At 58.9% G+C, this 12,589-nt stretch carries 10 protein-coding genes; 4 read left to right on the top strand and 6 right to left on the bottom strand.

All coding sequences use genetic code 11. From position 1 onward, the window contains the following. Positions 1–40: 40 nt before the first annotated feature. The 4 genes from G5533_RS11020 to apbC form a co-directional block, all read right to left on the bottom strand. The gene (locus tag G5533_RS11020; RefSeq protein ID WP_216950818.1) at positions 41–1,510 is read right to left on the bottom strand and encodes an inorganic phosphate transporter; all 1,470 of its coding nucleotides are present in this window, start codon (positions 1,508–1,510) and stop codon (positions 41–43) included. Positions 1,511–1,887: 377 nt separating this feature from the next. After that, positions 1,888–2,469: a dCTP deaminase gene (dcd, locus tag G5533_RS11025; protein ID WP_005336719.1), complete on the bottom strand. Its 582-nt coding sequence runs from the start codon at positions 2,467–2,469 to the stop codon at positions 1,888–1,890. A 63-nt stretch (positions 2,470–2,532) separates the two neighbouring features. Continuing rightward, positions 2,533–3,177 (bottom strand): uridine kinase, encoded by a 645-nt coding sequence (gene udk / locus G5533_RS11030; RefSeq protein ID WP_005345570.1) that lies wholly within the window; start codon positions 3,175–3,177, stop codon positions 2,533–2,535. Between the two features lie 110 nt (positions 3,178–3,287). Next, on the bottom strand, positions 3,288–4,370 hold the full coding sequence (gene apbC, locus G5533_RS11035; RefSeq protein WP_005345574.1) for an iron-sulfur cluster carrier protein ApbC: 1,083 nt from the start codon (positions 4,368–4,370) through the stop codon (positions 3,288–3,290). A 186-nt stretch (positions 4,371–4,556) separates the two neighbouring features. Here apbC and metG point away from each other — a divergent pair, with 186 nt between their 5' ends. Continuing rightward, positions 4,557–6,590: a methionine--tRNA ligase gene (gene metG / locus G5533_RS11040; protein ID WP_441254798.1), complete on the top strand. Its 2,034-nt coding sequence runs from the start codon at positions 4,557–4,559 to the stop codon at positions 6,588–6,590. A gap of 136 nt (positions 6,591–6,726) precedes the next feature. Here metG and G5533_RS11045 read toward each other — a convergent pair whose 3' ends face one another. Both G5533_RS11045 and G5533_RS11050 read right to left on the bottom strand, forming a co-directional pair. Further along, positions 6,727–7,593, bottom strand: coding sequence for a CHAD domain-containing protein (locus tag G5533_RS11045; RefSeq protein ID WP_441254799.1), 867 nt, complete (start codon positions 7,591–7,593; stop codon positions 6,727–6,729). A gap of 15 nt (positions 7,594–7,608) precedes the next feature. Continuing rightward, on the bottom strand, positions 7,609–7,881 hold the full coding sequence (locus tag G5533_RS11050) for an acylphosphatase (RefSeq protein WP_005345583.1): 273 nt from the start codon (positions 7,879–7,881) through the stop codon (positions 7,609–7,611). 82 nt (positions 7,882–7,963) lie between these two features. Between G5533_RS11050 and G5533_RS11055 the strand changes: the two genes are divergently transcribed. From G5533_RS11055 to G5533_RS11065, 3 genes are all read left to right on the top strand, one after another. After that, the gene (locus G5533_RS11055; RefSeq protein ID WP_441254800.1) at positions 7,964–9,394 is read left to right on the top strand and encodes a methyl-accepting chemotaxis protein; all 1,431 of its coding nucleotides are present in this window, start codon (positions 7,964–7,966) and stop codon (positions 9,392–9,394) included. Positions 9,395–9,507: 113 nt separating this feature from the next. After that, complete coding sequence (locus G5533_RS11060) at positions 9,508–10,701, top strand: class I SAM-dependent methyltransferase (protein ID WP_421221715.1); 1,194 nt, start codon at positions 9,508–9,510, stop codon at positions 10,699–10,701. A gap of 345 nt (positions 10,702–11,046) precedes the next feature. After that, positions 11,047–12,231 carry an acyltransferase family protein gene (locus tag G5533_RS11065; RefSeq protein WP_421255147.1) on the top strand — a complete coding sequence of 395 codons (1,185 nt, stop codon included), beginning with the start codon at positions 11,047–11,049 and terminating at the stop codon, positions 12,229–12,231. Positions 12,232–12,589: the final 358 nt, after the last annotated feature.

Consider the following 12,589-nt stretch of genomic DNA (forward strand, 5'->3'; position numbering starts at 1 on the left):
AAAGGGCCCGCAGGCCCTTTATCGAATATGGTATTGGCATTTAGCCAAACAGATGATGGCTGACGATGAACAGGCCGCCGGAGAGCAGCATGGTCAGCGGCAGGGTCAGCACCCAGGCCATCAGGATGGTCTTGATAGTCTGGCTCTGCAGGCCGGATTTGTTGGCAATCATGGTCCCCGCCACCGCAGAAGAGAGGATGTGGGTGGTGGACACCGGCATACCAGTCAGACTGGCGACTCCGATGGAGGTCGCAGCCGTGATCTGGGCCGCGATGCCCTGGCTGTAGGTCATGCCGGTCGTGCCGATCTTCTCTCCCACGGTATGGACGATACGACGCCAGCCCACCATGGTGCCACAACCGAGCGCCAGTGCGATGGAGACGATCACCCAGGTCGGTGCGTATTCAGCGGTCGCGGTCAGATCCTTGCGCCATTTGGCCAGGTCGGTCAGCTCCTTGGCGGGCAGCGGCAGCTTGGCAACCTTGCGGGCAGTGTCATCGATACAGAGCAGCAGACGACGCACTTCGCGACGGTCGGTCAGGCTCATCTGATCATAAGTACGCACAGCCCCCAGACGGGCATCCAGGGTGGCCATCGCCTGCAGCACGCCATCGGCGGAGCAGTGAGTCATCAGCTCTTCCTGAGCCGTTGCCGGTGCAGAGAAGTTGATGACACCAGAGAGGGCGGACTGGTTGCGCTGGTAGATCTCCATGATGCGCTGGTTGGCATCCTGGGTCCGATCCAGGTCATAAGAGCGGCTGTTCATGTCCAGCGCGAAATAGGCGGGTGCCATGCAGATCAGCACCAGCATCACCAGACCGATACCCTTCTGGCCATCGTTGGAGCCGTGCACGAAGCTGACGCCCATGGCCGATGCCACCAGGGTCAGACGCGCCCAAAACGGCGGGTGCTTCTTGCCATCCACCAGCTGACGCTCTTCCGGTGTTTTGTGGATCTTGTTGCTGGTCCAGATGCGTTTCATTGCCAGCAGCAGCAGCGCCGCGATGATGAAACCTATGGTGGGAGAGATGATGAGGGAAAGCATGATGTCGATCGCTTTGCCCACGTTGATCCCTTCTGTCACCGGTTTATGGGTGATCCAGGCATAGGCGCCGCCTACCCCCAGAATGGAACCGATCAAGGTATGTGAACTGGAGGCCGGGATCCCGAAGAACCAGGTGCCCAGGTTCCACACGATGGCGGAAAACAGCAAGGAGAAGACCATGATCAACCCTTGGGTGGAGTCCATCCCAAGCAGCAGGTCGATGGGCAACAGATGGACAATGGCATAAGCCACCCCCAGACCGCCGAACATGACGCCAAAAAAGTTGAAGATCCCCGATGCGACAACCGCCAGGTGAGCCGGCATCGCCTTGGTATAGATAACCGTTGCTACCGCGTTGGCGGTATCGTGAAAGCCGTTGATAAATTCATAGGCAAGCACAAAAAAAACGGCCAATACCAAACCGATTGACCACCACAAACCCAAACCACTAAACATTTCAAACATAAAAAAAAGCCTGTTTATGAGTTGCGGCGGATTATGCCAGATGGCGGCCAACACCATAGCCACCATTGAAATATTTCAGCCATAAAAAAAAAGAGCTTTTTGGAAAAAAATATCCTAGAGCCAGTCCTCATACGGCTTGCCATCGATTAATTAAAGCCATCAATGATTGCAGGAAATGGCAAAATTAGCTGACAATTAAGCCAATGATTTCATTTTTATGACGTTTTTATGACATAAAAACAGGCAAAATTGGTGATAAAACGCCCCTACCCCACCAATCTCATCCGACCAGCACCATCAATCCCATATCCGTTTGATTCCAGATGCAAAAAGGGAGCACCTTGTGCTCCCTCGAATCGTTGCTGTGTTGCCAGTTATCAGTCCTGATTGATGCGGCTGGCGACGGCGCCCTGCTGGCTCTTGTACTTGGCATTTTCCCGCTTGTTGTAGGGACGGGCCGCGACGCCGGAAAGCATCTCGAAGTTCAAGGCGCCGATCTTCATCTTCGGGCGCAGTGCCAGCGGCAGTTTGCCGCCATTGTAGAACTCCAGCACGATGCGACCGGACCAACCCGGATCGATGCGGTGTGCCGTCACGTGCACCATCAGACCCAGCCGCGCCAGTGAAGAGCGGCCATCCAGCCAGCCGACAATATCGGCAGGCAGGGTGACGGATTCGTAGGTCACCGCCAGCGCCAGCTGACCCGGGTGCAGGTAGAAGGCTTCGCCATCGGGGATGTGGATCTCGTCACTCATCACCCGATCGATGGCATCGGCCATCTCGCTGCTCGGGCCGCTCAGGTCGATATAGGGTGCGGTATGATCGCGAAACACCCGAAACTCGTTACCCAGCAGCACATCGACACTGACACCACTGATCCGCTCTACCCCGGGCCGTGGCTCAATGACGATCTTGCCTTCATCCAGATGGCGTTCAATATCGGTATCACACAGACGCATTGGGCGACTCTCCTGACAAATTGTGCTTTTAAAAAAGCCGGGCATCACCCGGCTTGTTTCATCTTAACCAATCAACATGTGGCGGATACGCGCTTTGAGCATGTCGATGGCGATGCGGTTCTTGCCACCACGGGGCACGATCACATCGGCATACTGTTTGGACGGCTCGATAAACTGCAGGAACATCGGACGCACCGTCTTCTGATACTGCTTGAGCACGGAGTCCATGGTACGGCCACGCTCCTGCACATCACGCACCAGACGGCGAAGCAGGCAGATGTCGAGCGGGGTATCCATAAAGATGGAGGCATCCATCAGATCCCGCAGACGGCTGTCAGTCAGCAGCAGGATCCCTTCCAGAATGATCACCCGGCGCGGCGCAAACGGGGTCACTTCGCTCATCCGGGTGTGCTCGGTGTAGGAGTACTGGGGAATGGCAACCGCGTCACCTTTGACCAGCTGGCTCAGGTGCTGTACCAGCAAGTCGTGATCCAGCGCGTTGGGGTGGTCATAGTTAGTCTTGACCCGCTCTTCCATGGTCAGGTGGGTCTGATCACGGTAGTAGCAATCTTCGGTGATCACACCAATCTGACCTGCGCCCAGTTCGGCCACCAGCTCTTCATAAATGGTCTGGGCTATAAGACTTTTGCCAGACGCAGATGCGCCCGCAATACCGATGATCACACACGAATGTTGAGTATCAGACATGACAAATACCTAAAAGAGAAGAGCAGTGGGGATGGTTTAAACCGATCCATTATATAAAAAAGGGTGGGTCATGCCCACCCTCAATTCCCTTTCAAGTGACCGACCGCCGATTATTCATCCAGCGCCATGGCATAGAGGGGGGTCGCAATCGGTTTTGCGCTGAAAAAGAGTTCAGCCCCTACCCTGCGCGCCAGCTTCAAATAGGCCTGAGCCAGGCTCCCTTCCGGTGCGCCGAACACCGTCGGACAGCCATCATCCATGTGTTGGCGGATATCGATGTGCAGCGGCAGCTGACCAAGCAGCGCCACTTGATACTGCTCTGCCATCTTCTGACCGCCACCGGTACCGAACAGCGGCTCATGATGACCGCAGGCGCTGCAGACGTGGTAGCTCATGTTCTCGATGATGCCGAGCACCGGCACATTGACCTTGTTGAACATGGCGATCCCCTTGCGGGCATCGGCCAGCGCCACATCTTGCGGGGTGGTAACAATGACCGCGGCCGAGGTAGGCACTTGCTGGGCCATGGTGAGCTGGATATCGCCAGTGCCCGGCGGCATGTCTACCACCAGATAATCCACCTCACCCCAGCGGGTCTCATGGAGGATCTGCGCCAGCGCCTTGCTCGCCATCGGGCCACGCCAGATGGTGGCATCCTGCTCGGAGACCAGATAGCCGATGCTGTTGCTCTTGAGGCCGCAGGCCATCACCGGCTCCATCAGCTTGCCGTCATGGCTGACCGGGCGCTCCTTGAGGGTGCCCATCATGGTGGGAATGGAAGGGCCATAGATATCGGCATCGAGAATAGCGACCCGCGCACCCTCTTTTTGCAGGGCCAGCGCCAGATTGACTGCGGTGGTGGACTTGCCTACCCCGCCCTTGCCGGAAGCAACCACGATGATGTTGCGAATGCCCTGCACGGCATTGAGGCCCTGCGCCCGCGGCATGCTCGCGACGTCAATCTCCAGTGCCCAGTCGATACGGGCAGCACCGGTGGCGCTGCGCAGTCTGGCATCGTAGTTCTCTTTGAGCTGATCTAGCAGCGAGAGACCGGCAAACGGCAAGACCAGCCGGATAGTAAGCCCCTGACCCTGATTGATGATCTCGCGAACGAATCCGGCATCCACCAGATCCTTGTGCCAGCCTGCTGGCTTAAATTCGGCGAGGATCTGTTTTACTGAATCAATCACCATTAACTCCTCATTATCTTGTCATTATCTTGAGGTGAACGGTTACCGCACACAAATCAGTGGCTTGCCTGCCATCGTAACAGCAGGTGCTGCCAAGGTTGGCATAGCCACAACCCTAGGCAGGCTACCCCCAATTCGGGTAACATGCACGGCACTCTATCATCCCAACAAGCACATCAAGAACGTAATATGGCAACTGATCCTCGTAAAATGCTGGTAACCTGCGCCCTCCCCTATGCCAATGGCTCCATCCATCTTGGCCACATGCTGGAACATATCCAGGCCGATATCTGGGTTCGTTATCAGCGAATGCGCGGTCATCAGGTGCACTTCATCTGTGCCGATGATGCCCACGGCACCCCGATCATGCTCAAGGCACAGCAGATGGGGATCACCCCGGAAGAGATGATTGCCGCTGTCTCCAAGGAGCACCAGGCCGACTTCGCCGGGTTCAACATCAGCTTTGACAACTATCACTCCACCCACAGCGACGAAAACCGCGAGCTGGCGGAGCTGATCTACGGCCGCCTGAAAAATGGTGGCTTTATCAAGAGCCGCACCATCTCCCAGCTGTTCGATCCGGAAAAATCCATGTTCCTGCCGGACCGTTTCGTCAAGGGTACCTGCCCCAAATGCAAGTCTCCGGAGCAGTATGGCGACAACTGCGACAGCTGCGGCGCCACCTACAGCCCGACTGAGCTTATCGATCCGAAATCTGCCGTCTCCGGCGCGACTCCGGTAATGAAGGACTCCGAGCACTTCTTCTTCGACCTGCCCCAGTTTGAAAAATGGCTCTCTGAGTGGGTACGTGGCTCAGGCGCCATTCAGGAAGAGATGGCTAACAAGATGCAGGAGTGGTTCGAGAGCGGCCTGCAGCAGTGGGACATCACCCGTGACGCCCCCTACTTCGGTTTCGAAATTCCCGGCGCCCCGGGCAAGTACTTCTACGTCTGGCTGGATGCCCCCATCGGTTACATGGCCTCTTTCAAGAACCTGTGCAACAAGCGTGGCGACATTGACTTTGACAGCTACTGGAAAGCGGACTCCGACGCCGAGCTCTACCACTTCATCGGCAAGGACATCGCCTACTTCCACTGCCTGTTCTGGCCGTCCATGCTGGAAGGTGCCAACTTCCGCAAGCCGACCAAGGTCAACGTACACGGCTATGTGACCGTCAACGGCGCCAAGATGTCCAAGTCCAAGGGTACCTTTATCAAGGCATCCACCTACCTGAACCACCTGGATCCGGAGTGCCTGCGTTACTACTACGCCGCCAAGCTCAACAGCCGCATCGACGATCTGGACTTGAACCTCGAAGATTTCGTGCAGCGCGTCAACGCCGACGTGGTCAACAAGCTGGTCAACCTCGCCTCCCGCAACGCCGGTTTTATCGCCAAGCGTTTTGGCGGCAAGCTGGCGGCAACCTGCGCCGAACCGGAGCTCTACGCCGAGTTCGCCAACGCCCGCACCGCCATTGCCGAAGCGTATGAGAGCCGCGAGTTCAGCCGCGCCATCCGCGAGATCATGGCGCTGGCCGACAAGGCCAACCGCTATGTGGACGACAAGGCTCCCTGGGTTATCGCCAAGCAGGAAGGTGCTGACGCCGAGCTGCAAGCTGTCTGCTCTGTCGGCATCAACCTGTTCCGCGTACTGATGGCCTACCTCAAGCCCGTCATGCCGCAGCTGGCCGAGCGCGCCGAAGCCTTCCTGGCAGAAACCCTCAGCTGGGATGGCATCGAAATGCCGCTGGTCAATCACACCGTTGCGCCGTTCAAGGCCCTCTTCTCCCGCATTGAGCCGGCGAAGATTGAAGCCATGATCGAGGCATCCAAGGAAGACTTGGCCAAGGAGCAGGCACCGAAAGTGACCGGTCCGCTGGCTGATGACCCCATCAGCGAAACCATCACCTATGACGATTTTGCCAAGATTGACCTGCGCGTCGCGCTGATCAAGAAGGCCGAAGCGGTACCGGAAGCCGAGAAGCTGCTCAAGCTGCAACTGGATATCGGCGGCGAAACCCGTCAGGTGTTTGCCGGTATCAAGTCCGCCTACAACCCGGAAGATCTGGAAGGCAAGCTGACCGTGATGGTGGCCAACCTGGCTCCGCGCAAGATGCGTTTCGGCATGTCCGAAGGCATGGTGCTGGCCGCAGGCCCGGGCGGCAAGGATCTCTGGATCTTGGAGCCGCAGGAAGGCGCCCAGCCGGGTATGCGCGTCAAGTAAGCGTATCGCTGACTGCGACCACAGCCAGATAGAGAAGAGAGGCCAAACGGCCTCTCTTTTTTGTCTCGCATTTGTGGCTTGGAGAGTTTTTGTAGATGCTGGTCGCGGATGACTTTCGTAGATTGCGGCCTTGGGGCTATCCACCGCTTGACTTGGCGGAAGATACATTTTGTTCTGAATAGCTGATCACCCGACTTGGCATGTCATTCATGTTGTGGCCTGCCAGCATCGCCAGTTTGAGCGCCACCAGCTCCGCCTGCTGGCAGTCCAATTGACGCAAACGGGCAGTGATCTTTTGCTTCAACTGCTGCCGCAGTTTCGTCTGCTTGCGGGTGTTCCCCTGCTCTGCTCGCAACCTCCGCCACCATTGACGCCAATCCTGCAACTGGCCGAGTCGTTCCTGCCAGTGAGTCAGGGTGCTCAACCAGCCGGGATCTCCACTCCCCAGATCCAGCAACAGTTCCACGCCATAACGGGCCTGCTTGATCTCGAGGCGCAGCCGATGCCAGCGGCGCAACTGTTGCTGACGGGAGCTGGCAGATTTTCCAACGCAGGGAATAGGTTCATCGAGAGCGCCCTGCGCCTCATCAAGGCGCAGGGCCAGATGCTGCTGATAGAGCGATGCCAATGCCCGCGCATCCGGCACCTGCGCCACCGCTGCAAGCCAGCGGGCCAGTCGCCTCGACAACAGGGGCACGCGACAGGCCGATTTGTGGGTATTGCCCGTGCTGGCAGGCGGCTTGCCAAAACGCTCGGCGTAGACCTGAGCATCCCGCAGCGCCGAAAGCCGCCCGACCGAGCGCAGCAGACGCCGCTCCAGCTCGGGATGATAGGCGAGTGGTCGCCACAGGGCGAGCAGTGCCAGCAAGCGGCGCGCCGCGATACGGTAGCCATGCACGGCCGGTTCGCTGGCCTCTTCGCGCACCGCTCGCGCCGCCTCCTGATAACGGGCGACCCAGCTTGTTGCCTGAGTCAGCAACAGACTTTCCTTGTCAGCGTCCATCTCGTCCCCGCCCCTTCAGTTGGTGTGAAAGCCCTGGCCGGTGGGCGGCAGCGCCTCTTCATACTCCATCCGGGTCACCCTGGCGGTGCGCGGGCCATGCTCCAGCCAACCCAGCATCATCTGCACCCCCTGCGCGGGGCCGCTGATGAGGATCTCCACCGAGCCATCCTCCAGGTTGTAGGCATGGCCCCGCAAACCCAGTTGCAGCGCCCGCTCACGGGTGAAATATCGAAATCCCACCCCCTGCACCTGCCCCCACACCCGAATGACAAACGATTGCTCTCCCATTTCTCACACCTTCCGCTTAAGAAAAAAATTCCCGAGACGATAATGTGCCCGACACTCTATCTCTGCAGGATGCAGCTCCATTATGAAAGAAGTTAAATTCCGGTGGGTTGACCGCTATCTCATTCACCTCACCATCAGTGAAAAATTCCATATCGCGTTCTGGTTACCTCTCTTCATCATCGCCTTTCTCAGCTGGTATATGCTGGCGGCCAGCCATCAGCAGGAGATCTCCCTGCGGGTAGCGCAGTTGCAGCAACGGGTCGAGACCACAGCGCAGCTGGTCAGCCAGCAGCCCACTCTGGTGTTGCCTGCTGATCTGCGTCTGACCCGGCAAGGCAGCAGCGGGTTGCAACAACAAGGGGAGCACTACCTCTTTACCGCGCCAGCAGGTCAGGCGGGCTACGTCACCGGTGATCTTGACACCGGCAACCTCTCCATGTGGGAGGGTCAGGGCTCGACCCTGCTTCTGATCGGCGCGCTGGCCGCCCTGATGGCGCTGGTGATCCACTACATGATGACCTTTGTCTCCGGAGCGCTTTACTCCACCAACAAGGCGCTGCAAACCGTGGCGGACGGCGATCTCACCTTCCGACTCAACTTCTTCCCGGTGCGGGACGAGTTCTCAACCCTGGCGGGCAGCATCGACCGCTTTACCGACCGCCAGCACCAGATCGTCAAACTGGTGGAGGAGTCTGCCGAAGCGCTGACCCTGGCCGCCGACGAGTTTCGTGACCATGCCCGCGAAGGCGAGAGCATGGCGCGTTCCCAACGCCAGCACATGGATTCGCTGGCTACCGCCATGGAGCAGATGTCGGCGGCGATCCGCGAAGTGGCGCGCAATGCCAACGACACCCTGCAACAAACCCGCCAGTCGAGCGAAGAGGCGGCGAATGGCGCCAACCGAGTAGCCCGCACCATAGAGGCGATCCGCACCCTGGCCGACGAGATTGGCAACGCCTCCGGTGCAGTCGAGCGGCTCACCCACAACGCCAACCGGATCAACGAGGTGGTCAACGTCATCAACGCCATCTCCCAGCAGACCAACCTGCTGGCCCTCAACGCCGCCATCGAAGCGGCCCGTGCCGGTGAGCAGGGTCGCGGCTTTGCGGTGGTGGCGGATGAAGTGCGTACCCTCGCCAGCCGTACCCAGCAGGCTACGGTGGAGATCCAGCAGATGATCGAAGAGCTGCAGACCGGTACCGGCGCGCTGAACGAGATCATGGAAAAGACTGTAGGGCGCGCCGCCAGCAGCCAGCAGCTCATCAGCGAAGTGGGGCTCGATATCGAGAAGCTGAGCAACCACAGCGATGCGGTGCTGGAGATGAGCACCCAGATCGCCACCTCCAGCGAGGAGCAGAGCTCGGTCGCCGCCGAGATCACCCACAATCTGGATCAGGTACGCCATGAAGCGGCGCAGGTGGAAGAGTCCGCCAGCGCCTCGGTGGCTGGCACGCAAGGGCTGAAAGCCACCGCCAGCGAGCTGACCCAGGCACTCAAGGGGATTAAGCTCTGACCGTATGAGGTGTCAGATCAGGGCAACCCCATCCATTACACAGGGTTGTTTGAGTTTTACCTGCGGGCCACATAGAATGTGGCCCCTTTTCTTTCTACCATCGGCAAACATCCATGAGCGCTTCCATCTATCTCGTCAAAGGCCGCGAAAAATCCCTGCTGCGTCGCCACCCCTGGATCTTCTCCAAGGGGATTGAGCGGGTTCAGGGCAACCCCATTGACGGCGATACCGTCGAGATCTATGCCAACGATGGCAAGTGGCTCGCCCGTGGCGCCTGGTCAGGCAGTTCCCAGATCCGTGCCCGAGTCTGGACCTTCGACAAGGATGAGACCGTCGATCTCGACTTCTTTATCCGTCGTCTCAAATATGCGCAGGAGTCTCGCGATCCGCTGATCAAGCGTCAGGGTCTCACCGGCTATCGCCTCTGCGCCGCCGAATCCGACGGCCTACCGGGTCTGACCATCGACCGTTATGCCGATTTTCTGGTGTGCCAGATCCTCTCTGCCGGTGCCGAGTTCCAGCGTGAGCTGATAACGCAAGCACTGCGTACCCTCTACCCAGAGTGCAGCATCTATGAGCGCTCCGATGTGGCAGTGCGCAAGAAGGAAGGGCTGAAAGAGCGCACCGGCGTCATCTATGGCGAGACCCCGAACGAGCCCGTGGTCATCGAGGAGAACGGTGGCGTCAAGATCCTGGTGGATATTCGCAACGGCCATAAAACCGGCTTCTATCTGGATCAGCGGGACAACCGTCAGGCTGCCGCCAAATACACCGAAGGCAAGCGCGTCCTCAACTGCTTCTGCTACACCGGCGGGTTTGGCGTTTATGCCCTCAAGGGCGGCGCCAAGGAAGTGGTCAACGTCGATCTCTCCCAGAATGCGCTGGATATCGCCCGCCAGAATGCCGAGCTGAACGGGCTGGATATCAGCAACACCCAGTTTGTCCGTCACGACGTGTTCAAGCTGCTGCGTGAATATCGCGAAAAGGGCGAGAAGTTCGACGTCATCGTGCTGGATCCACCCAAGTTCGCCGAGAGCAAAGCCCAGCTGCTGGGTGCCTGCCGCGGCTACAAGGACATCAACATGCTGGCATTCCAGCTGCTGGCGCCGGGTGGCGTGCTCTTGACCTACTCCTGCTCCGGCCTGATGGAGCAGAGTCTGTTCCAGAAGATCGTTGCCGATGCAGCGCTCGATGCCGGTCGCGATGCCCAGATCCTGGAGCTGCTCTCCCAGGCCTCCGATCACCCCATCGGTACCGCCTATCCGGAAGGCTTCTACCTCAAGGGTCTGGTGGTACGCGCCCGCTGATCGGCAACCACCCTCCCCTTGTGATCAATCAGGCCCCTTGCGGGCCTGATTGTTTTGCTTAACGCCTATAGACCTGCCCCTCGCCCCGTTGACCACCCTCTCTGCTTTATTGGTGTTCTCTCTCCTCCTCTTTCCCTGCCTGCGTCCCACGTCTTTATCTGTTTAAATTTTTTTGCACAATAACTGCACATTTATGATTTAAATCACACCCGTATGACTCTCTTTTCCGTAGTGTGATCTCGCCTGCGGCAGCCAAGCCGGAGCAACCGTCCTATCAGGAGTGATGGACGGTACAACAACAAAAATCGATGTCAGGCCAAGCTGAACATCACAAGGGATCCCGTTATGAATCAATCATTGCCGCTGTTAACGCCGCTGCGGGGCATCGCTGCCCTGATGGTGGTGCTGTTCCATGCCCGCTTGCTGCTCTTTCCCCAGTGGATGGAGTCGATCGCAGGCCACACCCAACTCATCGAGAATGGCTACCTCTGGGTCGACCTGTTCTTTATTTTGAGCGGCGTGGTGCTGGCCCATGTCTATGGCGAGGCCTTCACCCGCACGCCCCGCACCGTGAGCTATGGCCGTTTTCTCTGGCTGCGGCTGACCCGTGTCTACCCCCTCTACCTCGTCACCCTGCTGCTGCTGGTCGGCTGGGAGCTTTACAAGGCGCAGCACGGGGTGGGCTTCTACGCCGGCCCCTTGTTCAAGATGTGGGAGTGGGAAGGGATGCCCCCCTTCGGCTCCCCCTTCACCCCGGCCGAGGCGTTGCCGAGCGCCTTCCTACTGCTACAGGTGGTAACCGATCACGGATTGACCTGGAACTTCGCAGCCTGGTCGCTCAGCGTGGAGTGGATCAGCTACCTGCTGTTCCCGCTGCTGATCCCGCTGGCGGTCACCCGCAGTCGCTGGAGCCATCTCGCCCCCCTGCTGGCGCTGACGGTGCTGGCCTTTATCGTGCACAGTAGCGGCACTCTGGATGTCACCAGCGGCGCGCTGGCGGTGGGGCGCGGGGTGAGTGAATTTGTGCTCGGCCTCTGGCTACTGCCGAGGGTCAAGGCCGCGAAAAACTTCCCCATGATGAAGCATGATCTGCCGCTGCTGGTCGCCTTTATGCTGCCCTTCGCGCTGATGCAGTTCACCATGACGCCACCACTGACACTGCTGCTGATCAGCTCCTACGTGCTGCTGATCTGGATTGCCGCCTGTCAAGGCGATCGCCAAAGCCCGCTGCTGCACCTCCTGGATAACCGCTTCACCAACTGGCTGGGGGATCTCTCCTACTCCATCTACCTGCTCCATGCGCTGGTACTGCTCACTGGCTGCGAGCTCATCCACTATCTGGCGCCGGGGATCACCGAGTGGTGGTATGGCCAGACCAACCCGCTGCTGGGGGTAGTGGCAACCTTGCTGATGCTGGCGGTGCTGATCGGGCTCTCGGCGTTGAGCTACAACCTGCTGGAGCGGCCACTGCAACGGTGCCTGCGCCGCTGGGGCAAGGCTCGCCAACCGGTGCTGGAGCAAGCCGGCTAATCTGCTTTCGCCAGCTGATTGCCCCGCAGAGGTTAAGCCAACCTCTGCGGGGCAAGTCCACGATTTCTCTTCACCCCTGCCGATAACTGAGCGGCTCATGCCAGCGCCCTCCTCCCTTACCTTTCACCCGCCAATCCCCTTCGCTTTGTGTGAATTCCTGTTCGAACCGGAGGGGGCATTTGTGGCATAATGCCCTGTCCTGTGGCCCTTGGCGGGGCTGCGCTGGCGTACCTTGTCGCCCATTTCTTCCCCGTCCGGCCTGGCGGTCTTTCATAACTGCCAGTCATCGCTGCCCCTGTTGGCACCGAGGCCACCCATATTTGCGGCTTCTTGTCTTCCTCACTACAAGGCCGCCCAT

The sequence above is a fragment of the Aeromonas sp. A600620 genome (genome assembly GCF_029479985.1).
In the GTDB taxonomy this organism is placed as follows: Bacteria; Pseudomonadota; Gammaproteobacteria; order Enterobacterales; family Aeromonadaceae; genus Aeromonas; species Aeromonas veronii_A.